Source organism: Bacillus tequilensis, from assembly GCF_012225885.1.
In the GTDB taxonomy this organism is placed as follows: Bacteria; Bacillota; Bacilli; order Bacillales; family Bacillaceae; genus Bacillus; species Bacillus tequilensis.
Map to the genome: position 1 here is coordinate 2570691 of NZ_CP048852.1, position 23068 is coordinate 2593758.

19 protein-coding genes and 2 pseudogenes are annotated in these 23068 nt (G+C 42.0%); 8 read left to right on the forward strand and 13 right to left on the reverse strand.

The annotated features are described in order from the left end of the window. Positions 1-80: 80 nt before the first annotated feature. Positions 81-1184 carry a 2-methylaconitate cis-trans isomerase PrpF family protein gene (locus tag G4P54_RS13790; protein ID WP_167872952.1) on the forward strand — a complete coding sequence of 368 codons (1104 nt, stop codon included), beginning with the start codon at positions 81-83 and terminating at the stop codon, positions 1182-1184. Positions 1185-1445: 261 nt separating this feature from the next. On the opposite strand, the gene csn is transcribed toward G4P54_RS13790, so the two are convergent. Continuing rightward, a complete protein-coding gene (gene csn / locus G4P54_RS13795; RefSeq protein ID WP_167872953.1) occupies positions 1446-2282 on the reverse strand; it encodes a chitosanase in 837 nt (278 codons plus the stop codon). A gap of 391 nt (positions 2283-2673) precedes the next feature. Here csn and G4P54_RS13800 point away from each other — a divergent pair. From G4P54_RS13800 to yraA, 3 genes and pseudogenes are all read left to right on the forward strand, one after another. Further along, a pseudogene (locus tag G4P54_RS13800) lies at positions 2674-2751 on the forward strand (YjcZ family sporulation protein); the annotation flags it as partial. A gap of 38 nt (positions 2752-2789) precedes the next feature. Continuing rightward, a complete protein-coding gene (locus tag G4P54_RS13805; RefSeq protein ID WP_024714940.1) occupies positions 2790-2882 on the forward strand; it encodes a YjcZ family sporulation protein in 93 nt (30 codons plus the stop codon). 512 nt (positions 2883-3394) lie between these two features. Next, positions 3395-3904: a cysteine protease YraA gene (gene yraA / locus G4P54_RS13810; RefSeq protein WP_167872954.1), complete on the forward strand. Its 510-nt coding sequence runs from the start codon at positions 3395-3397 to the stop codon at positions 3902-3904. A 41-nt stretch (positions 3905-3945) separates the two neighbouring features. On the opposite strand, the gene sacC is transcribed toward yraA, so the two are convergent. The 7 genes from sacC to G4P54_RS13845 all read right to left on the reverse strand — a co-directional run bounded on the left by sacC (position 3946) and on the right by G4P54_RS13845 (position 12742). Next, positions 3946-5979: a levanase SacC gene (gene sacC, locus G4P54_RS13815; RefSeq protein ID WP_167872955.1), complete on the reverse strand. Its 2034-nt coding sequence runs from the start codon at positions 5977-5979 to the stop codon at positions 3946-3948. A 159-nt stretch (positions 5980-6138) separates the two neighbouring features. Beyond that, entirely contained in the window at positions 6139-6966 is an 828-nt protein-coding gene (levG, locus tag G4P54_RS13820) for a PTS fructose transporter subunit IID (RefSeq protein ID WP_024714937.1), read from the reverse strand. A gap of 21 nt (positions 6967-6987) precedes the next feature. Further along, positions 6988-7797 (reverse strand): PTS fructose transporter subunit IIC, encoded by an 810-nt coding sequence (gene levF / locus G4P54_RS13825; protein WP_024714936.1) that lies wholly within the window; start codon positions 7795-7797, stop codon positions 6988-6990. Positions 7798-7813: 16 nt separating this feature from the next. Next, positions 7814-8302 (reverse strand): PTS fructose transporter subunit IIB, encoded by a 489-nt coding sequence (gene levE, locus G4P54_RS13830; protein ID WP_167872956.1) that lies wholly within the window; start codon positions 8300-8302, stop codon positions 7814-7816. Further along, positions 8302-8742: a PTS fructose transporter subunit IIA gene (gene levD, locus G4P54_RS13835; RefSeq protein WP_167872957.1), complete on the reverse strand. Its 441-nt coding sequence runs from the start codon at positions 8740-8742 to the stop codon at positions 8302-8304. Before levD ends, levE begins: the two co-directional genes overlap by 1 nt. Before the next feature lie 190 nt (positions 8743-8932). Beyond that, positions 8933-11740, reverse strand: a complete 2808-nt coding sequence (levR, locus tag G4P54_RS13840) for a transcriptional regulator LevR (RefSeq protein ID WP_167872958.1) — start codon at positions 11738-11740, stop codon at positions 8933-8935. A 375-nt stretch (positions 11741-12115) separates the two neighbouring features. Beyond that, positions 12116-12742, reverse strand: coding sequence for a hypothetical protein (locus G4P54_RS13845; protein WP_167872959.1), 627 nt, complete (start codon positions 12740-12742; stop codon positions 12116-12118). A 254-nt stretch (positions 12743-12996) separates the two neighbouring features. Between G4P54_RS13845 and G4P54_RS13850 the strand changes: the two genes are divergently transcribed. Next, positions 12997-14379 (forward strand): amino acid permease, encoded by a 1383-nt coding sequence (locus tag G4P54_RS13850; RefSeq protein ID WP_167872960.1) that lies wholly within the window; start codon positions 12997-12999, stop codon positions 14377-14379. A gap of 114 nt (positions 14380-14493) precedes the next feature. Then, positions 14494-15644, forward strand: a protein-coding gene (locus tag G4P54_RS13855) for an IS3 family transposase (RefSeq protein ID WP_167871594.1) whose coding sequence is annotated in 2 segments (ribosomal slippage) — positions 14494-14767 and positions 14767-15644 — 1152 coding nt in all. Because the reading frame shifts where the segments join, the coding sequence is not laid out codon by codon here. Between the two features lie 112 nt (positions 15645-15756). Here the strand turns inward: G4P54_RS13855 and G4P54_RS13860 are convergent. Beyond that, complete coding sequence (locus G4P54_RS13860; RefSeq protein ID WP_167872961.1) at positions 15757-16389, reverse strand: LysE family transporter; 633 nt, start codon at positions 16387-16389, stop codon at positions 15757-15759. 134 nt (positions 16390-16523) lie between these two features. Here G4P54_RS13860 and G4P54_RS13865 point away from each other — a divergent pair, with 134 nt between their 5' ends. Both G4P54_RS13865 and G4P54_RS21380 read left to right on the forward strand, forming a co-directional pair. Next, positions 16524-17351, forward strand: coding sequence for a TrmB family transcriptional regulator (locus G4P54_RS13865; RefSeq protein ID WP_024714929.1), 828 nt, complete (start codon positions 16524-16526; stop codon positions 17349-17351). Between the two features lie 337 nt (positions 17352-17688). Then, positions 17689-17966: pseudogene (locus G4P54_RS21380) on the forward strand (YrhK family protein). 222 nt (positions 17967-18188) lie between these two features. On the opposite strand, the gene cypB reads toward G4P54_RS21380, so the two are convergent. The 4 genes from cypB to G4P54_RS13885 form a co-directional block, all read right to left on the reverse strand. After that, on the reverse strand, positions 18189-21350 hold the full coding sequence (cypB, locus tag G4P54_RS13870) for a bifunctional cytochrome P450/NADPH--P450 reductase CypB (protein ID WP_167872962.1): 3162 nt from the start codon (positions 21348-21350) through the stop codon (positions 18189-18191). Positions 21351-21365: 15 nt separating this feature from the next. Then, positions 21366-21956: a transcriptional regulator FatR gene (gene fatR / locus G4P54_RS13875; RefSeq protein WP_167872963.1), complete on the reverse strand. Its 591-nt coding sequence runs from the start codon at positions 21954-21956 to the stop codon at positions 21366-21368. Between the two features lie 222 nt (positions 21957-22178). Beyond that, on the reverse strand, positions 22179-22721 hold the full coding sequence (locus G4P54_RS13880) for a class I SAM-dependent methyltransferase (RefSeq protein ID WP_167872964.1): 543 nt from the start codon (positions 22719-22721) through the stop codon (positions 22179-22181). A 188-nt stretch (positions 22722-22909) separates the two neighbouring features. After that, a complete protein-coding gene (locus tag G4P54_RS13885) occupies positions 22910-23068 on the reverse strand; it encodes a hypothetical protein (RefSeq protein WP_142675242.1) in 159 nt (52 codons plus the stop codon).

Consider the following 23068-nt stretch of genomic DNA (forward strand, 5'->3'; position numbering starts at 1 on the left):
AAATTTATATTTTATTTTCACCTTTTTACCTTCTACACTAAAAAACATAAAATACTACCTTTAAGATGAGGATGATGACGATGGTTAAGACGAATGTAACAATCATGAGAGGCGGAACAAGCAAGGGCGTTTTTTTCCATGAATCAGCCATGCCTCACAATAAAAACGAGTGGGAGCCCTTTTTGCTTGATGTCATGGGAAGTCCTGATAAAAGACAAATAGATGGTTTGGGTGGCGGTAATTCCCTGACTAGTAAAGTGGCAATAATAAAGAAAGCAGATCCTTCGGATATTGATGTTTACTACACTTTCGGTCAGGTCAGCATTTCGGAAGAAAAAGTGGACTTTAAGGGGAACTGCGGAAATATCTCCGCCGCCGTCGGTCCATTTGCTATAGAAGAAGGACTTGTAAAAGCGACTGAACCAATGACTGCGGTAAGGATACTGAATACCAATACGAATAAAATGATAATTGCGGAAGTGGAGGTGGAAGACGGTCAGGTCAAGTATGACGGAGACGTTACGATATCCGGAGTGCCTGGATCTGGATCTCCAATCTATTTAAACTTTCATGATGCTGCTGGTTCGGTTACCGGTCAATTATTGCCTACTGGAAATCGTTCGGAGTTTTTAGATACAAGTCAAGGCCCAATAGAGGTGTCTATTATTGACTACGCAAATCCATTAGTTTTTGTGGAAGCAAGCAGTATCGGCCTGAATGGAACGGAACTTGCAGAAGAATTTACTGATCTGCAGCTGGCTCAATTTGAAGAATTAAGATCCATTGCTGCAGAGAAATGCGGCTTCGCCAGCCGATTTTCTGCTACGAAGTTATCACCAGCTGTCCCTAAACTAGCTATAGTATCAAAACCAGAGAAATATAAGGATAGTACAGGTGTATGGCATTCAAACGTTGAGATGGACTTACACATCAGGATGATGTCCATGCAAAAGCCTCATCAAGCACTGGCTGTCACTGGGGCGATATGTACGACGACAGCCCTTTCATTGGAAGGTGCAATCCCTGCAAGACTAGCAAAAATCCATTCTGCAAAGGTTCGGCTAGCTCATTCTTCTGGTATCATCGAAACAATGTTAGAGCCCTCTGGGATAAAGATCGTCCGTACCGCACGGCGTATTATGAACGGAGCAGTTTATACACATCGCAACTACCAAATGATGTGAAGGGGGAATCTGCAATAAGCCTCCCTTTACATCATCCAGCTTCTTTCCTATACTGTCTGCTTCAAACATGTTGAGGTTTGGAGCAGCGGTCTTCCCAAAAACCGAATCGGACATACACCTTAAGATCTTTTAAGGTATCTGCGCATGACCTAATCATGATAGAGAAAATGGAATACTTTTTTACTGCAAACAAAAAAAGATACCAGATCCTTGGTATCTTTTAGATTAGTTCATCTGCAGCGGTTTCTTTTCACTCCCCGCTTATTTGATTACGAAGTTACCGTATTCGTTTGAACGAACATGAATCGGTCCGTTTAGATGATAATTGTTCTCCTTGGCGATAGAGCGAAGCACGTCCACTCGCGCAACAGATTCTCTCCACTCATCACGAGTATCAGGATCTGCCGGATTCATCAGGTCGTCATATCGCACATCTAAGAATTTATTTAACCATTTCTTCTCATCAATTCCGTCTTTAGGTGAGCCGCCCGCTTTTTTGTTCGTGCGTTTAATCAAGGCATAAAAGGAGTCCGGGTCATCGCCATCGCCATGCTGGATCACTGTATCGTACATCACGGCTCTTGCCAGTGCCGTTTTCAGTCCCGCGTTATCTGATCGTTTCATGGCAGGCTGATAGTACAAGCTGTCATTTACTTTGTCTTGGGCAGCGCGGAAGTCCTTATCGTTCCCCAGCGACTTCCAGGCAGAAGCGAATCCCTTGAGATTGCTGATATCATCGCTTTCTTCCTTGGCCAGACGGCGCAATTCAGGCAAGTACTTTTTCAGTTTGTTATTCGGCACCGCCTTTGTGTATACTTCCACAACTTCCAACGCATCTCCGGTAGCCGTAGTAAAGCCTGCCCGTCCGCATGTATAGCCTCTTCCATCATCCAATGGCTCCACATACCCGTATTGAATCTCCGTCGTGCCGTTTTCAAAGATACTTGTCAGCTGTTCCGCCCGGCGCTTTTGATCCTTACTCAGTCCCGCCGCAAAGACTGTTTCGCTCATCATCAGGGTAAAAAACATGGTGAAAACAAGGGATAAAATCGCTGCCTTCTTCCAGAAATCCGCTTTTTTCTTCAAACTGATTTTCATTTTATAACCCCCTTCTACATATTGTAATAATAGACTCAGTATACATAAAGGGGCTGCGATATTGTTGAAAATACATTGTTTTGTCAAAATTTTTGAATCTAAAGTAATAATAAAAAGATTGCGGATTGAAACTGACCCTTGTTAAAAAACAGGCCGTCTAGTTTTAGTTTTTGAAAGACTACGATTGCAAATCATCCTCCCATAAGCGAGTTCCATCGCTTTCTTTCCATAGACGGTACACTTGAGTTTGTTTTAATACTTATACATTTCTCTGATTACACAATTAGACAAAATATTCATTTTTTCTTAATTAGACTTAACTCCATGTCGAAAATTATTGTTTTGCATATCTTATACTATCTCCAAAGGAAGAGGTGATAACATGTCAAATGGTTACAACAGCTCCTTCGTGTTAGTGGTGGTGCTATTCATCTTGTTAATCATTGTTGGTGCTTCATTCCTTTATTAGTCTTGAGATGTTTCTAATCTACTAAAGGAGGCAGCTATATGGGAAACTCAAATAATTATGGCAGCACCTTCGCTTTAATCGTAGTACTATTCATTCTGTTAATCATTGTTGGTGCTTCATTCCTTTATTAGTCTTGAAGCTTTTCAATCCAAAGCGAGCAAATACCTCCTGTACGGAAGACGCCATAAGAAGTTTTTATGGCGTTTTGCTATGTCATTAACTTATCATGAGGCACAGTTCTAATCAGCGGTAAATATAAAGAGAGGATCATTTTACATCCTCCTATTTTTTTATTTTCTTTTAAGCTGCTATCACATTTCAGGTTCATTGGTAAAATTTTAAAAGCAACCCGCAGAGCCCTTAGTTTTAGATCTTATTTTTAACAACAAGGTTTTTCACAATACTTATGGTGCTTGATGACAAGATCGTAACTTGAGTAACGATGCGGAAAATATTGAAGATATCCGAACGTCCTCCGAAATGATATTTCCACATTGTAACCTTTTAAAAATGGATTATTCCTTCCATAGGCTGAGCCGCTTTTCTGTTAAACGAATGAAAAACGAGCTCTTTAAGCAAATATTTTGAAGACCGTGCCATCTTCCTGCTATTCTATGGATAGATAGTGATTAGGAGGGTTTTTATGAGCAAAAAAATTGCAGTTCTCGTTACAGACCAATTCGAAGATATCGAATATACAAGTCCGGTAAAAGCATACGAAGAAGCTGGCTATAGTGTCACAACTATCGATTTGGAAGCTGGCAAAGAAGTAACCGGTAAGCATGGTGAGAAAGTAAAGATCGACAAAGCCATCTCTGATGTGGAGGCAAGTGAATTTGATGCCCTTTTAATTCCTGGGGGATTCTCCCCTGATTTGCTTCGCGCCGATGACCGTCCGGGTGAATTCGCGAAAGCATTTGTTGAAAACAATAAACCTGTTTTCGCAATTTGCCACGGCCCGCAAGTGCTGATTGATACGGATCTTCTCAAAGGCAAAGATATCACAGGCTACCGCAGCATCCGTAAAGATTTAATCAATGCCGGCGCTAACTACAAAGATGCAGAAGTAGTCGTCAGCCACAACATTGTCACAAGCCGAACACCTGATGATTTGGAAGCATTTAACCGCGAATCATTGAATTTATTGAAATAATGAGAAGGCACAGACTGTTTTGGTCTGTGCCTTTGTTCATGTTAAGACTCCTTGTTTACATTCTGAAAGACAGCGGTCGCGTCCCACACGTTCAAACCAAATTGCCCTTCTGAGAATGTGGAATCATTCGCATCGATCACAAGACGATCATCTAAATAGATTTTAAAGCGATTGCCCTTGGCCTCAGTTTTCAGATGATACTTTTTGTTCACGTCTATCGGCGTCTTGTATTCGGCAATGACAGAAGCAGCACCGTTCTCAAATTTAAAGAATTTCACTAAGTCATGCTTCGCATCGACGTTGGCAAGATAAGCATTTTTTGCGTCTTTGTCAGAGCGAAATATAAGCGCCCCCGCCCCCCTTCCGTTGCCATCCTTAATGGTCATATCAGATTCATAGGTGAAGTCTGATCCGGATGCTGATGACAAGATAAAGGAATCGCCGTCCGATCTCCCTTGTTTTCCTTCAATTGTGTCGGCCCACGTGCCATTAACAACCGTCCACTCACCTAAATTAGAAATGAAAGGTGATGTTCCCCACACCTTTTTTAAAGGGTATATAGCTAAAGATTTTACCTTTACACCGCCCTTCGCCGCATATAATTCAAGACCTTTGCTTGATCGATCCGGGAGAACGATATCGGTTATGACCTTCTGTCCGTCATTCCCAAATACTTCAACCGAAGAGCGGTCGACAAAAATGCGCATCTGTAACTTTCCATTTACCGGCTTCAGCGGAGCTGTCTGTTTTCCGGTGTTGAAGGTCGGATTAAAGGTGACGTTCCCCGACTCGCTCCGGTCAACGAACAGTTTGGCATTCTTTCGATCATAGCCGACTTTCGTAAATTGGCCTCCGCCTGTTTGAACCTTAAAACCAAATTCGGCAGCTGATCCTGGGGTCACTTGAAATTCTGCTTGTAATTCATATGCATCTCCAGATAAGCCCGTAAACACATTTTGACTTGCGTGCGATACGGTTTGATTCTTCCATTTTTTAGAGGTGCCGCGAATGGCTTGCAACTCTTTTACCGGAGTTTGGACGACCCTAACTCCTTCGGTAAGCGTTTTCAATTTTATCTCTCTTGGAATGGACGCTGCGCTTCTCCATGGGGATGTAGGGACATCATTTGCATATTGCCAATTGCTCATCCACCCTAACCACAGCCGCCGGCAGTCTGAGGATGGGATATCAGACCAGGATACAGCGGCATAAAAGTCTCTGCCGTAATCCGTCCAGAGAACTTTGTTTGACGGATTTTCATTTTTAAAATGTGTTCCATCAAAGTCCCCCACAAAATATTGCATGCCTGACCCTCCCGAAACCGCTCCGTTTCCGACACTGACCTGCATCACCCATTTTTTCTGATTCGGATTGCCGTCTACCGGGAGCTCAAACAAGTCCGGACACTCCCATACTCCCCCATGACTCCCTTGCCCCTGTCCAAACTCACTTGCATACGTCCACTGCTTCAGGTTTTTGGATGTATAAATAAGGATTCGGTCACCGGCCGCAAGCAGCATCACCCACTTATTTTCTTTTTCATACCAAAATACTTTTGGATCTCGAAAATCTTTTTCTCCCGGATTCGGAATGACAGGATTGCCAGCGTATTTCTTCCACGTTCTTCCTTTGTCATTGCTATAGGCAATACTCTGCACTTGATGACCTTCACGATCCTGTGTATAAATGGCCACAAGCGGCTTCTCTTCGCCTGTTTGAAAACCGCTTGTGTTATATTTGTCTACAACTGCGCTTCCAGAAAAGATTGTGCCTTTGTCATCCGGTTCCAGCGCAACAGGAAGGTGCTTCCACGTCACCAAATCTTTGCTCACGGCATGCCCCCAATGCATGGGGCCCCACTGAAGCCCATATGGATGGTATTGATAGAACAAGTGATATTCTCCAGCATAATACACCATCCCGTTTGGATCATTCATCCAGTTAGCCTCCGGCGTGAAATGATATTGAGGACGGTAATCCTCATCATAGTAGCCTGAATCTGCCGCCTTTACCGGAAATGCCATCGTGAACAGCAGGGTGAACATGATGCTGACTTGCGAAAGTCTTTTTTTCATTTGTTTCTTCGCTCCTCTCTTTAGGTTCGAACACTCCAAGAGAGACTGCTGCACAAGTTGGAACCGTTTCTGGCCATTCTCCTTTGTTTTGCTGTTACCGAATGATTGATATATGATAGAATGCTGCAGCTTCCCTCTTTTTTTCTTACATCACACAGCTTATGCTAAGAAACCAGCCCAATACCCAAGAATCCCGATGATAAAGATGCCGCAGATAATGAGAAGAGGATTCACCCCTTTGCGCAGCATCCAAGCCACCAATAACGTTAACCCTAGAGGCAGTGCCCCCGGCATGATGCTGTCTAACACATTTTGTACGGTTTGAACATCCACTTTTCCGCTCTCATCCTTAATTCTGGACACAACGATTGGAATGTTGATGGTGGTCCATTTGGAAACGAGGGCTCCCATTACAAATAACCCGAGAATCGAAGCGCCCTCTGTAAGCTTTTGAATGCGATTCCCCGCTAAATCCTGCAGAATTTCCATACCTTTCACATAGCCGTACTTTAATCCGTAATATTTTGTACTTAATCTTATGGCGTTCAGTAAGAAAAAGAATAACAAAGGGCCGGCAATGTTACCTCCTAAAGCGAGTGAGGCCCCTAGCGCAGCTAAGACCGGGCGAACCGTCCCCCAGAAAATCGGATCGCCTACACCCGCTATCGGGCCCATCAAACCGATTTTCATCCCGCTTATCGCTTTTCCATCAATTCCTTTATTGTTCGCCATTTCTTCTTCCATGGCAGCTGTCACGCCAAATATAGGCGCTGTCAGCCACGGGTGTGTATTAAACCATTCCAAATGCCGCTGCAATGCTTCATTTCTTTTCGCTCCGGGACCGTACAATTTTTTGATTGCCGGTATCATGACATAGCAATATCCCATGGCCTGCACACGTTCGAAGTTAAAGGAGCCGAGCAAAAAATTTGAACGAATAAACATGCTGAAAATTTCTTTTTTCGTTAATCGTTTTTCTTTTTCCATCTTTTCATCCCCCCTCATTGTTTAGGCATCAAGGTCATCATCATCGTCATCATAAACAGCGACACTGCCGCTGTCTGATGCGGCGGCGACTGCTCCGTGAGCGGTATGTTTTTGCATCACCTGCTGGTATAAAAGCGCCAGACAGAGACCAAGTGCTCCAAATCCGACTAAGTTGAAATCGGTAAACGCCGCTAATAAAAATCCAATATAGAAAAATGGCTTTAAATAAGGGATATTCATCATATTGATCACCATGGCATACCCGACAACAACGATAATGCCTCCGCCTATTTGCAGTCCTTTTGTAATGACATCAGGAATATTGCCCAAGAACGCCTGAACAGCGCTGACACTGATCAATGCGACAATCAATGTCGGGATCATGACGCGCAGGGCTTGAAACACCATCGCAGTAATATGCATAATTTCAATTCCTTTTATATTCCCTTCTTTTGCATATCGATCTGCCCGGTGAATGAAAAAGACAGTGATCGTCCGCACAAAAATCGTCAGCGCCTGGCCCGCAGCTGCCAAAGCAACAGCAACGGCAATGCCCTCGCCAATTCCCTGATCAGCGGTAATCACTAAAATGGTTGAGATGACAGAGGCAATCGCTGTATCAGGCGCCATCGCAAGGCCGACGTTCATCCAGCCCAGCGCCATCAGTTCCAGTGTGCCTCCGAGAATAATTCCCGTTTTTAAATCTCCCAGCACCAAGCCAACTAGCGTGCAGGCTACAAGCGGCCGGTGTGTCTGCCCTTCATCCAATACACTTGCAATGCCGGTGATTGCTGCAATGATTAACAACAAAATAATTTGTATTGAAGACATATTCTCATCCCCTTGATTATTTTGTTACATTCCGTAAAATCTGTGCAAAGTCTTCGCTGGCATCTGAAGGCAGCTGCCTCAATTCCAGTTTGACACCCAGGCCGCTTAATGTTTCAAACGCCTTTATATCTTCCTCTGTGACGCTGACTGACTTTGTGATTTGCCTGCGTTGATTTTCAAAACGCATACCTCCGACGTTTACTGTTTTGATCGGCACGCCTGCTTCTATAAGAGATACAATATCCGACGGATTTTCAAACAAGAGCATTGCCGTTACTCCTTCATAACGCGGACTATGAAACGCTTTTGCCATTTTTGAAACCGAGACGGCACTCGCCTTTACATTTGAAGGCGCAACAGAAAGGATCAGTGTTTTTCTCATTTCGTCCTGTGCAATATCGTCGGAGACAACGATGATTCGGTCTGCCGCATGGACTTTAATCCATCTTGTCAGGATCTGGCCGTGAATAAAGCGGTCATCAATTCTTGCTAACACAATGTTCATTACAATTCATCCTCTCTTGTTTCTTGATTGGCTGTTTTTACTTTTTCTAAATGTTCACTGCACACTTGAAAGCTTTGCTGGCTCATTGTTTTTAAGTTGTTCAATAAATCTTTCAGTGTCACATGTTCTCTCAGGCTTAATACCTCCAGCAGAATCGGCAGGTTGACGCCGGCTGCCATATCCATTCTTTCACTCTCGGCAATGAAGGAAGCGGCCGCGTTGTATGGGGTTCCTCCAAAAATATCAACTAAAAAAAGCACTTCATTTTCTTTCGGAATGTCTTTGAGCGCCTGATGATATTTTTCTTGCAGCGTTTGAATGCCTTCCCCTTTCAAAAACGGCACTGCAATCAAGCTATTTTCTTCACCGAATATCATCCCTGAAGATTCTTTTAATGCTACAGGAAAATCTCCATGACCGCTGATAATAACTGAAATCATATCCATTGCTCCTTTCTTTGTTTTGTACATCCATATATCATGCAAGAATCGTGCCAACATAGTTGTGTTAAGCGCTTTCATTTATATTTCAGCAAATGACAGTTTGTTGTTGAAACACTTGAAACAAAAAAAATAAACCTGTATTAAAATGGGTTTCTATTTAATACAGGTTCATATAAAAAAATCAGTTTTAAAACAGCTGGCCATGCATTTCTTCAGCGAATATGGCGGCTATAAATAATTTTTCATCATCACTTATGCGAAGTCCAAGCTTTTCTTCATACGGAGCTAATGTCCGATTTGCCACCTTCACCATTTCATACAGCTGATCATTGATTTCTTCTTCCTCTGTGAAAGCAATCGGATTCTGCTTAATCACCCTTTCAAAGGCGAACGCCGTATGTATAATCACTTTAATCAAAACGGCATTATTGAAAATGACTCCGAGCTCATCCTGAACGGCTTGCAGCCATTCTAATAACATGGCGATCATATGGTGGGGATTTAAGAAGACAAGGTACTTTTTCAAGCTGTCCTCACAAAGCTCCCTGACAATAATATTCGCTTCGTTTAACCCTTTGCTCAACGGAATGCTGCCCTTTGTAATCGCCTGTTGAATCAGCCTCTCCCCCTCCCCTTCAATTAATACTTCTAAAGAGACATGCGGAGCATTGATTTTAGGGTTTTTCGTTCCGACTGTCGCAAGGATCTCGTATTCTTTTTCGATTTCTTTTATGCTGTTTGCTAATTTAAGAGATGAAACGGTCAAGATGTGAATCGGGGTATCTGAAGCCTTGTTTACGATCGTTGTCAGGATGTCTTCCAGCTTTTTGGCCGTTCCGCCGCCTGTCGTGCAGATGGAGACCAATGCCTTCTTTTTACCGGATGCAGCTGGCTGCCGCTCCCATAACTCAATAAAATCCTTCGTGACCGATTGATAAATCGCATGCAAATTCAAATTCAAATAGTTCACCTTTCTGACAGCATCAAGCACCATTGATGTTGTAACATTGCTGATGGTTTTGATGGGAATGCCTGTCTTTTCCTCCAGTTTGCTTTCAAGCATCGCAAGTGACCCCATGTCTACCAGCATTAAAACACCTTCGCCTTCATGAACCTGCTTCATTTTTTCAGCTAAGCATTCTGTGATTTCTGAAGGTGAAACCGTAAGCGGCATATCGACTGCCGCAATCGGAGTGCTCCCCAGCAGCTCTGTTGCGACTTCAACCATTGAACTCGCTGTGCTGTTTCCATGCGCAGCCACAATAATACCGACTCTTTTGTTCTCCCTTAACGATTTGATGGAATGAATCAGCATCGTTAAGTAGATGACCTCTATTTCCGGGATGGCTGCTTTAAAATGTTCTTGAATTTTATCTTTAAAAATCATCGCCACCCGATATTCATTTACATGAGTCTCACGGATTTCATCAGTTTCCTGTGTATTTAAAACATCAATTTGCTTTCCGCGCTTTAAAAACGCGTCAATATGCATGCTTAAGAAATAAATAAATTTACGGTCAAACGTGCAATCAAGCTCATGTTCAGCTATTTCTTTTAACTGTTTTGTCAATTGAATCACGTCGTCTTCAACGAATGTCAGCAGGCTGTCCTTTTGAAACGCCCGGTGATGAAAAAAACTTCTGACATGCAAATGGACATCAGTCAGGATGTATTGATTAATATCCTTTTTGGATAATCCTTCTTTCTTGAGGGTTTTCACTTTTTCCTCGATCAAGTGATATAAGTTAAACGAGAGGTCTTCGTCAATTTTTGTCGTTTCATCTTCTACAATCGGAGATATGATCGTTGTAATATTGACATATTCAGAAATGACTTTGCTTCTTTGCATGTTTTTACTGCTGGACATCCATTCTTGCTTGATTTCATCTGGAAGATCCCGAACAGTCAGTTCAATCATCTCACTTCGATCGAGATTATGTAAAAACCCGTGTGCGCAGACTAACTGGACATTTGATTTCAGCTGTCCGACATTCCCTAATTTGGCGGAATGAATAAGTGCATTATAGACATCGATGTGCACACTCAGGTTTTTCTTAATTCGCTCTGCTTCTTTCCCTAATAAAAACGTCGTCAGATCCACTCTTTCTTTTAGCGATCGTTCTTCAAGCGAAGGGATATGAATGGTCATTGGAATCCTTCGCAGAAATGTTTTTAATAGTGCAGAGCTTGGATTTTCCGTAGTGGCGCAAATAAACAATACGTTCGATGTGCGTCTATGTTCAGATTCGCCAAGCCTGTTATAAGAGCCGCTGTCAATAAAATAAAACAGCATTTCCTGTCCCTCTGGAGGGAGACGGTGGATTTCATCCATAAAAAGAATGCCCCCATCGGCCTGTTCGACTAACCCCGCCTTATCTTCGCCGGCACCTGTAAACGAACCTTTTTTGTGTCCGAATAATTGAGAAAGCAATAATTGAGGATTGTTGTAGTAATCTGCACAGTTAAATGTAATAAACGGTGCGCCGGCCTTCAAAATGTCAGAGTATATGGCAAACTGGTAAATCCGGTTCGCGAAAAGGGATTTACCAGAACCCGTCGGCCCTAAAAGGAGCATATGCAGGCCATTCGGCGGATAAAAGACAGCTGCTTTCGCCTGGGAGATTGCTTTCTTCAAACTGCCTTTTGCCCCAATCATAAGCTCTAAAGGATTCGTGGAAATCGATTGATGATTCTGTTTTTCATCCCCGGAAAACGGCTTCAGGTCTTTCACTTCCATCATCTCTGTATCCCATTTCCTGTTGCATAATCTTTCCGCTATTTCGACCGGGATATATCGCACTGGAAACGTTTTGATTTTTATGACCCTCTTGGACCGAACAAGATTATTTAATTCAAAACTGACATTGGACCGCTCCATTTTCAGCTGCTCAGCAATTTCCTTTGCTGAGTTTCCCTGTACTTTTAACAGATGATCTAAGCTGGAGTCACGAAAATTATGTATGAGCTGATGGTATATTTTGTCTATCCTTTTCACATCTATCATCCTTTGTCCTTATTAGATAAGCCCTTAACAAGAATATTCCGAAACTTTATGGCGGACAGCATGGTTTTATCTATTGATACTGCCAAAAAGGTCTCTATAGCAGATTGACAACGTTGCCTCTTATGCTTAATTGTATATTATTCCGAATCATTTACGTCTTATATTAGTATTTTAGATTCGAAGTCTTCAAGGCCGGTCCCCTTCCAAAGTAATAATCAGTAAACAGTTTATCATTCTTAAGGAATCGAATGATGGCAAAATCATGAATGCCAAAAAATGAATCATAAAGATCAGGACTATTTACCCAAAAGCATTCCCGCAGTATCTGAAAATAAAGAAATGGCGGACATCTATGTGTCCGCCATTTCATGATAAAAAATCAGGATGCAGCATCTGCTTGATTTTTTTCTTTTCTTGATGCAGAACTTCTTCATCTTTACAATACATCTGCAAAGTCAATGAATCTGTAAACATAAAAACTTTATCTTCATCAGCAAAGAATAAATAACGATGATTTCTTGCGGCCATCCTGCCCAGAATTGAAAAATCTCCGATATGATCGATTTGATACCCCCTGCTGGTCTCAATCAAAGCGGGCCCATGAACATACAAATCGTTGTTTATTAGAAAAGCCTTATACGCTTTATAAGCGTGAGCAAACTCATCATCCATTATATCGTCCAGGTCACATTCTCCTTCCCAGTCATTACTTAAAAATGGCGTAACTACCGTTTGGCCGAAAGTCGATAGATAAGGAGATACCCATGGAAAAAATAAATCCTCCATTTGGACCCACTGTTTTTTCGAGATTTTTATGTTCGAAAACGGATTTTCGACTGAATCAAAACCGAATGATTGATAAAAACCTTTTATCTCAAGCGTATTCTCCGGAAGCCCTATCATCATGAGATGCTTATTATTCTCATGGTCCTCCCAATCAAAAAACTGATATTCTGATAAGATGGTGAATAGCTGTGCTGTTTGTAATTTCATTCTATGCCCTGCCTCGTGTCATACATTTCACCTGTATCCTATAATTAGCATACGGTCATCATATATCCTAGCAAACCAAAAAAGACATCGTCAAAACAACCTTTCAGATCATTGTCATCTTTTCATCAAAATCGGAACCCCTTGAAGTTTAGTAATAAACTTAAAAATATTTTTAAAATTTAAAATGTAAACAATCTATTCTTTTAAATGTTATAATATCCGATAAAAACTTTAATTCTTGGGGGAAAAGAAAATTGACAGGCAATTCTAACAAAGACAATTTGGAACAACAGCAAAAATTGTCTAGAGGCCTTAAAAACAGGCATATACAACTAATGGCGATTGGGGGGGCAATCGGAACAGGCTTATTCTTGGGTTCAGGAAAATCCATCCACTTTGCGGGGCCATCCATTTTATTTGCTTACTTGATCACTGGAGTCTTTTGCTTTTTCATTATGCGTTCACTCGGAGAATTGCTCCTATCAAATTCAGGCTATCACTCTTTCGTTGATTTTGTGAGGGACTATTTAGGCAATATGGCAGCGTTTATTACTGGCTGGACCTACTGGTTCTGCTGGATTTCTCTCGCAATGGCTGATTTAACGGCCGTCGGGATTTATACGCAATATTGGCTTCCCGATGTGCCTCAATGGCTGCCGGGTCTTCTTGCGCTTATCATCCTGCTGATCATGAATCTTGCCACGGTTAAACTGTTCGGGGAATTAGAATTCTGGTTTGCATTAATCAAAATCATTGCCATACTGGCTCTTATCGTAACTGGTATTGTCTTGATTGCGAAAGGATTTTCCGCGGCTTCCGGCTCAGCCAGCCTCACAAATCTTTGGAGCCACGGCGGCATGTTTCCAAATGGATGGCATGGGTTTATCCTTTCCTTTCAAATGGTTGTCTTCGCTTTTGTGGGAATTGAACTTGTTGGGCTGACAGCAGGTGAAACAGATAATCCCCAGAAAGTGATCCCTAAAGCTATCAATCAAATTCCTGTCCGGATTTTACTTTTTTATGTCGGCGCACTTTTTGTGATCATGTGTATCTATCCTTGGAATGTTTTGAATCCAAATGAAAGCCCATTTGTTCAAGTCTTTTCTGCAGTAGGCATCGTTGCCGCTGCCAGTATGATCAATTTTGTTGTACTAACCTCAGCGGCATCAGCGGCTAACAGCGCTTTATTCAGCACAAGCCGAATGGTCTATTCTCTCGCAAAGGATCATCACGCACCTGGATTATTGAAGAAGCTGACTTCCTCTAAAGTGCCAAGTAATGCGCTGTTTTTTTCAACCATCGCCATTCTGATTGGCGTTAGTCTGAATTATGTGATGCCGGAGCAAGTCTTTACACTGATTACAAGTGTTTCTACAATATGCTTCATTTTTATTTGGGGCATTACGTTAATTTGCCATTTGAAATATCGAAAAACAAGGCCGCAAGCAGCGAAGAAAAGCAAATTTAAAATGCCTTTTTACCCATTATCCAACTACTTCACTCTCGCCTTTCTCGCGTTTATTCTTGTCATATTGGCATTGGCGAATGATACGCGTGTTGCTTTGTTTGTCACTCCAGTCTGGTTTATTTTATTGATGATGATGTATAAGCTACTGACCATGAGAGGACAAAAATAATAAAAAGACAAGGGCTCACGGGACTGACCCCATAAGATGAGACAAATAAAAAACACCTTCAAGTTTGAATACGGATGATTGTTATCCGAAATTAGACTTGGAGGTGTTTTTTCTATGGGGACAAGAGTGAGTTATCCGGTTGAAGTGAAACAGAAGGCTGTAGAAATGAGATTGGCAGGCGTACCTATGAAAGAGATCATGCAGGAGTTGAATATTAAGAATAAGACACAGGTTCAGACATGGGTTAGATGGCATAAGGCTGGGGATACACATCGATTCGAACAGCCTGTTGGAAAGCAATACACTTACGGAAAAGGTCCGGAGTATTCTTCCGAATTAGAGAAAATGCAGGCAGAGATTCGTTACCTGAGACAACAGAATGAAGTTTTAAAAAAGTACAACGAATTGGAAAGGAAGTTGATAGCGAAACGTCAGTCGAACTTGTAGAAATATTGAACAGCACAATGACCATACAGGATATCTGTATTCATTTAGGTATCTCTCGAGCGTCTTATTATCGCTGGAAGAAGAATCCGATGAAGGATCATCCCAAGCGCCATTTGGAAAAACAAATCGGCACGTTGTGCCGAGAGCACAAGTATCGATATGGATATCGAAAAATCACAGCTATACTAAAAAAGAGTATGCATATTAACCATAAAACGGTTCAACGTATTATGCAGAAAAATCAATGGCAGTGCCGGGTTAAGGTGAAAAAGCGCAAGAAGGATGGGCAGCCATATGCCGTGGTCGATAATATATTGGATCGGAACTTTCAGTCTGATCGCCCTCTTGAAAAACTAGTAACGGACATTACGTATTTGCCTTATGGACAGAAACAATTGTACCTTTCCAGTATATTGGATTTATACAATGGAGAAGTGATTGCTTTTACGATTGGGGATAAGCAGGATACAGCCTTTGTCTTAGACACACTTGATCAGCTGCCAATGTTGCCTGAGAACTGCGTGTTACATAGTGACCAAGGTTCTGTGTATACATCTTACGAGTATCAAAAAGCTGTTAAAACAAAAGGCATTACCATGAGCATGTCCCGCAAAGGGACGCCCGCTGATAATGCCTCCATCGAATCGTTTCATTCCTCACTAAAGTCTGAAACGTTCTATCTTAACAGCATTGATCGAACTACGACCGCCATCGTAGAACGCACTGTCATAGAATACATTCATTATTATAACAATATTCGTATCCAAACTAAACTAAACAACCAATCACCGATAAACTATCGGCAATTGGCTGTTTAAAAGGTGTTTTGATCCCTGTCTCAAAAACGGGGGTCAGTCCCTCACTCCCTTGTCTTTTTTTGTCACCACACACTGATAAAATGACACTGCCGAAACGAAAAGAAGACGGGGATTAATTCAAGCCCGTTTTAATGCCAAAACCAACTAATATCATTCCGGTTACTTTTTGAAAAGCTTTTTGGAACTTCGAGTTTTTCATCCATTTTTTTGCAAAATCAATGATATAAACGAGAAAAAGGAACCACAGCACCGCTAATAAAGTTAAGATCGAAGCCAAAATGATGAGCTGCTGGTTTATATTTTCGTTCAGATTGATAAATTGGGGCATGATTGTCACATAAACCAAAACAGTTTTAGGATTGAGAATGTTACTAAGTGACCCTTGCATAAAGGACGTTTTATAATAACGTTTCGGAGACTTTTCCGCGGTTGCTGCTTGGGATTGCATGTCATCGATAGAGAACATATTTTTGGCAAAAAAACTTTTGATTCCTAAATAAATCAAATATGCCGCTCCCAAATATTTGATTGTAGTGAAAAGAAACACCGACTTTGCAATAACAACTGATAAACCTAAAATGGCAATAACCGTCCAAAAGGAAAGCCCTGTTGCCAATCCGAGAATGTTATAACGGCCAGCCTTCGCGCCATATCTAAGGGTATTTTTCATAACAAGCATCGTATCTGCACCCGGTATAATGACCATCATGGCAGCGATTGGTATGTATGCGAGTAAGCTGTGCATTTCTTCTCCTCCTTCATATAGTGACTACAATAGTAACTACTTATAAAATTGTATCAATGCGTTTGGAATAAATCAATATGGTTTGTTAAAATAGCGATTACAAAGACAGCGACTGTTTTTATATTGGAGGATGTATGAAGGAAAACATGTTAGACATTTTAAAAAACCTTAATTTTACAGAATATGAATCAAAAGCTTATTTGGCCTTATTGCAAGAATCACCTTTAACTGGCTATGCCGTCGCCAAAAAATCCGGAGTGCCCCGCTCTAAAATTTATGAAGTATTGGAAAGTCTTGTTCTAAGAGGAGATGTTTTTGTAAGTCACGGAAATACGCCTCAGTATGTCCCTGTCCCCGCTAAGGAACTGATTAAAAACCGCCGGCTCAAAGCGGAAGAGCATTTTGATCAGGCTGAGAAATACTTTGAAAAATTCGAGCATACTGCAAATGACCGGGAAAATATCTGGAATATCACCGGACGCAGTGACATTCTAGAAAAGGTGAAAGCTTGTATCTTATCCGCCAAAAAAAGAATTCTTTTAGAAATATGGAAAGAAGATTATGAAGAGATAGAATCAGAGCTGAGGCAGGCGGCAAATCAAGGTGTAATCGTCACCATTATTGCATACGGCGACATCATATCTGATTTTGCGGCTGTTTACCTTCATGATATGAGCAGTGAAATTACAGAGGAGTATGACGGGCGGTGGCTTGTCTATAGCGGAGATGATTCAGAAGTAGTAGCGGGTATTGTCTCTCTTGGCAGCGACAGCCGTGCTGCATGGACAATGCATGTAGGTTTGGTCATGCCTATTACTGAAGTCATTATTCATGATCTGTACCTTATGGAAATTCTGAAAAAGCATAGAGGGCTTTTAGAAGAAAGCTTTGGAGAAAATCTCATCAAGTTGCGCCGCAAATTTTCTATCCACTCTGATTTCAAAAAACATTATTTGGAATAGAGCGATGGTGTTTCAAGCCATCATTTAACCAAAGTCATAGGGCTTGCCTGAGAAAACTATGTTTTTTCGGCAAGCTTTTTTTGCCCCTTTTTTACAGATTGATCAGTCTATTACACAGCTGTGGGACATTTGTTTATCCTGCATTCTGTCTGCATTGAACCGACAAACGATTTCAATTATATAAAGGGTAGCCATCGCGGTCAGTTGGTGAGTACGCAGGGTTTCTGCTCAAGTTTTAATGCCTGCTAGAAAAGAAATAAAGGTGATTTCCTTTCATCTGTTATGTTTACCTAGAATTTATAGCAGGGGTAAGGAATGATTGAATGGAGGAATAATAATTGCACCTCACGCAAAAAACGAGATCAAAAACAAACTCGATCGATACGAGCTAAAAAAACGATATAAGGTTCTTTATACAGTAAACATGTTATCATTGGAGCTTTGTTTCTCGTCGGGGTTTTATAACCGATTAATATCGGCAGGGATATGGCTGTTTGTGATCGAAAGCATCATGCTGTTAATCAGCCCACGATTTGGCTGATTCATGACTTCCATTATCGAAAACATGTAGAAAGTCAATTGAAACATCAATCACCAAGAGGTGGGCGGTTTTAAGGAATAGTGGAAAACAAAATATCCGAATTGAAAATAAGTCTTTAGAACTATAAAATTTCTAAAAAACAAGGAAAAAACCTAAACTTTTGTCCCTATATGTCGATATTAACAGTAAGGCCGGCGCGATACTCCCTATAACATCCTTTTCAGTAGATTTCATTATCGTGCCGGTTTTCACACATACAAAAACATCCCGCCAATCTGATGGCGGGATTTTGTTTTTTACATACCTGTCCAAACGTCTTTTACATAACGTTTCTGGGATTGCAGCCTCTGCAGCCATTCGGCTGATTCTTCCTGGCTTGCTCCTTTTTCAGCTTCATATGCCAGTCGCAGCGTATTCTCTACATCAGGAGCCATTTGCGATCCATCACCGCAGACATAAATGTGAGCCCCTTTTTCAATGAGCGATATCAATTTCTGCGTATCTTGTTTGAGCAGGTGCTGTACATATTCTTTTGGTTTGTTTTCAACGCGTGAGTAGCATCGGCGGATTGTAACCAAGCCATCTCGTTCCGCTTGATCCAGCTCTTCTCTGTAAAGGTCGTCATGGTCTGGGCAGCGGCAGCCAAAGTATAAAAGTGCTTCACCAAGCGTGCTTCCTTCCTTCTTCAAAACAGATCTTGCCTGAATAAAACCTCTGAATGGCGCAATTCCTGTACCTGGCCCGACCATAATCATAGGCGTTTGAGGGTCATCTGGCATCTTGAATCCGGATTGCGGCGTTCTGATAAAGCAGGCTGCTGCATCACCTGTACCCAGCTCTGCTAAATAATTAGAGGCGACGCCCCGGTATTCGCCTCGCCCGCTCCATGCTGAGGCTTTCACAACGCCTACCGTCATGCTCACGATATTGGCATGGATCTTCGGGGAGCTTGAAATGGAATAATATCTTGGTTTAAGTGATGGCAAGAGCTCTAAAAACCGCTCAAACGGCATTTCGCAGGCAGGGTAATCCTCTAAAAGATCAAGCATGGTGAGACGTTTTGCCAATACCTGCTCTTTATAAATCCCATCATTTGACACAAGCTGTTCCAGCTCTTTTTTATGCGGCGGGCAGACTGTATAAGAAGCCAGTTCCCGAAGCTGAAGCCTTGAAGCCGGTTCCTGCAGCTCCACATAAGACGACAACAAATCTGCCACTTTAATGGGCCGATCCATCGGAAGATGAGCCATATGAAGGCTTCCGCTTATTTTTATCACATGACTAGACTGCAGACCGAATCGGCTGAGGACCCGCTGAACAAGCTTTTGGCTGTTTTTTGGCAATATCCCGATATGATCGCCTTCTTTATATGTTTTGCCATCAGGAAGCTGCAATTCAATATGGCGGGTGGAACGCGGACTGTCAGCCGCTTGAAGCTCCCGGTTCTCTAAAACATTCCCTTCAAACGCGCCATAGGCTTTGGCAAGCGGTGTTTCCGTCGCTTCATTAAGAAAAGTAATTGATAATGAAGGCCTGTCTTCTTTCTGAGATACTTCGTTTATATCAAATGCCTCCATTGTTTCCTTCCAGAAGCGCTTTTCCCACGATTCGCGATGGCTTTCAAAATCATCAGCCGCATCGCCTTCCCCAATCGCTGTTAAACGTGATGCGCCCTTTGCTTTCATCATGTCATCTATGAGGCGGGGAATCCGCTGATACGTGCCGGCCCAGCTCCGGTTTCCGCAGCCGAATACCGCATATGAGACGCCTTTCAATCGTCCTTCCTCAAGCTCATCCAGCCACTCTACAAAGCCGGCCGCATTATCAGGCGGCGCCCCATTATAAGAAGCGGTAACGATAACGACTGCGCCTTGTTCAGGAAGCTTGCCGACATAATCATCAAGCGGGGCTGTTTCGGCTGTAAAGCCCATCTGGCGGCCGTAGGCAGCCAGTTCACCGGCGATTCCTTCTGCTGTTCCTAGGTTTGAACCGTAAAGAACGAGTAAAGGTGTGTCGTGCTTAGGTTTTGTTTCTGGCTTTATTTCTGTTTTGATGTCAGCCTGTTCTTTTCTCTGTATATTGATTGCCGCTGTTTTCCGCGGTTTCACCGTAATTTTAAATTCATCAGGCTTGATTGTTAATGCCTCTTTGATTTTCAGTTCGTATCCAGTATGGTTCATCAAATCAAAATGCTTCAATACAAGACCGAGGACCATCGTCGCTTCTTGGAGAGCAAACTGCATGCCGATACAAGCGCGCTGCCCGTTTCCAAACGGCTTATACGCATGGTGAGGAATACGCGAAGGGTCTTCAAACCGTTCCGGGCGAAAATCTTCCGCATCCGCCCCCCATGCGTTTTGATCTCGGTGCAGCTTTGGAATCAAAACGGTGACAGGCTGCCCTTTGCTGATCGGATATTCCCCGCCTAAAACAGTATCTTCCTTAGCATAGAGAGAAAAGGCCGGAGCTGTTGGATACAGCCTGATCGTTTCATTTAAAACCATTCGAATGTATTTCAACTGCTGGATTTGTTTATATTCCGGCGTGTCATCCGTTAGCACACGATCGGCTTCCTCCTGAGCTTTTTTCAGTTTTTCGGGATGTGTAAGCAGACAGTAGATCGCAAATGAAAGCAAACCGCTTGTTGTTTCATGCCCTGCAATTAAAAACGTAATGATTTGGTATCTGATGTTTTCATCATCCAGCGTTTCACCCGTTACTGGATCTTTTGCATAAAGCATCAGTGATAAAAGATCCTTAATGTTTTCATCCGGATTCGCTTTTCGCTCCGCAATCATTCTATCGACAAGGGCGTTCATGACCTCTATATCCTTTTGGAATTGCAGCTTCGTTTTCACCATCATCTTATCTTGCAGGCCCAATCTTTTCGATTGATTCATTGCCTCTTTTAAAGCACGAAGCATGCTGGTGATAAACGGATGCTGAGAATCACGATAAAAGCTGTTGAAGCGATAATTAAACCCGCATAGCCCGATCGTATCAAGCGTCAGACGGGTCATGTCGTCCGCTACGTCTATTTCCTCATTGGGATTAAGCCGGCTCCATTTTTGAATCAGCTGGGTCGCGATATCCAGCATCATAGAATGATAGCCTTTCATCGCTTTTTGGCTGAAGCTCGGCAGCAAAATGCGGTGGGCTTTTTGCCAATTTGGTTCGTGGGTCCAGCTTGTAAATAAGCCGTCTCCTCCAAACTCGCGCACCTTTAACAAGCCCTTGCCAAGGTTTTTGTCAAAGCGGCTTTCATCACACACCTCCGCCACAAGATCGTGGCTGGATACAAAAACACTGGATACGCCTGGAAAATCAAACCGGAAAATCGGCCCCAATTCATCAGCGATCCGCCATAAGGATTGCGAAAGCTGCTCTTTTTCCAGATGCGGAAGATTTTTTAAAGGTCCGTATGTTTTGGGCTGTGGTAATGCGCTTGCCTGTTTCATTAACATCTTCCTTTCCTATTTTTGTGAAGTAAATGAATGAAGCTTAATGGCGTCCCAGCAGCATTGTTCCAATTCGGTCATTAAATCCATGTCCATCTGTATATCGCCCGTTTGAACAAGCTGATATATTTTGAGAAACGCCCCTAACACAATCGCTATTAACACATTAGAGGGCAGGCTGCGAATCACGCCTTCCGCTTTTCCCTTGTTAAAATAGTCATCAAGCATGTGCATCAGATTTTCAATCATTTTTCTGCTTGTGTCATTTAAATAATGAGCGTCTTTCTTCATTTCAAGAAAAAAAAGCGCATAGTCGCTCTCATTTGTAAATTGAACGAGGCAGCAAAATACGTGGTGAAAGCCTGATCTGACAGGCAATTCCGAAAAATCTTGCTTTAGCTTTTCCGTAAAGCGCTGGATGCTTTCTTGAAACAATACGTTGACAAGTGTTTCTTTGCTGTCAAAATAGCGGTAGATCGTTCCAGTCCCCACACGGGCTCGTTCAGCTATCATTGGGATAGTGGTAGCGTCAAATCCCCTTTCCGTAAATAGTGAAACCGACGCTTTCATAATCATGTCGTATTTACTGCTGGATGCGGATAACATGTAATGTTACAACCTCCGATTTCTTGCGGAATGAATATTCATTCCGCTTGTTCATCATGTCTGTCTAATCGTCCGCTATCACCTCTTTGCCCGTTCTTATGTTATCAGTTTATATGAAAAAAACTTTTTTTAATATAAAGAATATGCAAAAAATAAAAAAATAAGAAAATATACCCAAATCCCAAAAAGAGGCGATCTGGATATATTTCCCGAGAAATGATTTTATTTAACGGCCACAATACAAAGACAAGTATCACGTCTGACGACAGAAAGATCCCTGAAATGCTGGTCTTTCAGCAGTTGAATATACATTTTCTCTTTCTCACCGGTGTTTTCATCAATATTGATATAAAACCGGCCGTCAATTTGAAGCACCCGGTAAATTTCTCTTAATGCAAGCTTAATATCAGTGCAGCTCTGAACCGTATGTAAAGAAAACACTTTATTAAAGGTACGGTCAGCAAAGGGAATATTCTCTGGATAGCCATGATAAACTTCCCCTTTCCCCATGTTTTTTCGAGTCGCACGTGATATCTGTCTTACCTTTCGCTTTGAAGGATCAATGCTTTTTAGGCTTCCCTTATCCAGTTTGTCGGTTATGTTCTTAAAGACAGTGCCATTTCCGATTCCAATTTCTAAAATTCTGTCATTTCCTTGTATGTCTATAGAGTCAATCATCATATGCTCAATTGTTTTAGCTTGCTTATATTTCCGAGAAAATAATTTCCAAAAAACCGATCGTTTATAGAGTCTATTTTCTAGCATTTTAAACACCTGCTTTTGGTTTCCTATGTTTATTTATTATATTCAAAAAATAAATGTTCCCTTCTTTTCTAAAAGTGAATGAAGGTATCAACTAGACGGCAATGTGTTTAAAAATGTTTCAATAGAACTGAACTTTTTCATTTTTTCGCAAAAAAAAAGCAGAAAACAACATGTTTTCTGCCCTCGTTCTAATACCAATGATAAGGGGATACATACAGCCTTTGCTGCTGCATGGCCATCAGCCTCTGCTGTCGGAATGGGTTTCCATAACCATGTTTGAAGGAATGCGGGATGGACGCATAACCATGGCCTATCGACGGCAGCCTTTTTTGATCATCGTTCATCAT

What these genes read in the sequence shown, in the direction of transcription:
- G4P54_RS13860 (WP_167872961.1), bottom strand. Translation starts at nt 16,389, where the DNA reads ATGCACAGCTTACTCGCATACATACCAATCGCTGCCATGATGGTCATT.
- csn (WP_167872953.1), bottom strand. Translation starts at nt 2,282, where the DNA reads ATGAAAATCAGTTTGAAGAAAAAAGCGGATTTCTGGAAGAAGGCAGCG.
- G4P54_RS13880 (WP_167872964.1), bottom strand. Translation starts at nt 22,721, where the DNA reads ATGCTAGAAAATAGACTCTATAAACGATCGGTTTTTTGGAAATTATTT.
- levG (WP_024714937.1), bottom strand. Translation starts at nt 6,966, where the DNA reads ATGGAAAAAGAAAAACGATTAACGAAAAAAGAAATTTTCAGCATGTTT.
- G4P54_RS13865 (WP_024714929.1), top strand. Translation starts at nt 16,524, where the DNA reads ATGAAGGAAAACATGTTAGACATTTTAAAAAACCTTAATTTTACAGAA.
- fatR (WP_167872963.1), bottom strand. Translation starts at nt 21,956, where the DNA reads ATGTTATCCGCATCCAGCAGTAAATACGACATGATTATGAAAGCGTCG.
- yraA (WP_167872954.1), top strand. Translation starts at nt 3,395, where the DNA reads ATGAGCAAAAAAATTGCAGTTCTCGTTACAGACCAATTCGAAGATATC.
- sacC (WP_167872955.1), bottom strand. Translation starts at nt 5,979, where the DNA reads ATGAAAAAAAGACTTTCGCAAGTCAGCATCATGTTCACCCTGCTGTTC.
- G4P54_RS13885 (WP_142675242.1), bottom strand. Translation starts at nt 23,068, where the DNA reads ATGATGAACGATGATCAAAAAAGGCTGCCGTCGATAGGCCATGGTTAT.
- G4P54_RS13845 (WP_167872959.1), bottom strand. Translation starts at nt 12,742, where the DNA reads ATGAAATTACAAACAGCACAGCTATTCACCATCTTATCAGAATATCAG.
- G4P54_RS13790 (WP_167872952.1), top strand. Translation starts at nt 81, where the DNA reads ATGGTTAAGACGAATGTAACAATCATGAGAGGCGGAACAAGCAAGGGC.
- cypB (WP_167872962.1), bottom strand. Translation starts at nt 21,350, where the DNA reads ATGAAACAGGCAAGCGCATTACCACAGCCCAAAACATACGGACCTTTA.
- levE (WP_167872956.1), bottom strand. Translation starts at nt 8,302, where the DNA reads ATGAACATTGTGTTAGCAAGAATTGATGACCGCTTTATTCACGGCCAG.
- levD (WP_167872957.1), bottom strand. Translation starts at nt 8,742, where the DNA reads ATGATTTCAGTTATTATCAGCGGTCATGGAGATTTTCCTGTAGCATTA.
- G4P54_RS13805 (WP_024714940.1), top strand. Translation starts at nt 2,790, where the DNA reads ATGGGAAACTCAAATAATTATGGCAGCACCTTCGCTTTAATCGTAGTA.
- levF (WP_024714936.1), bottom strand. Translation starts at nt 7,797, where the DNA reads ATGTCTTCAATACAAATTATTTTGTTGTTAATCATTGCAGCAATCACC.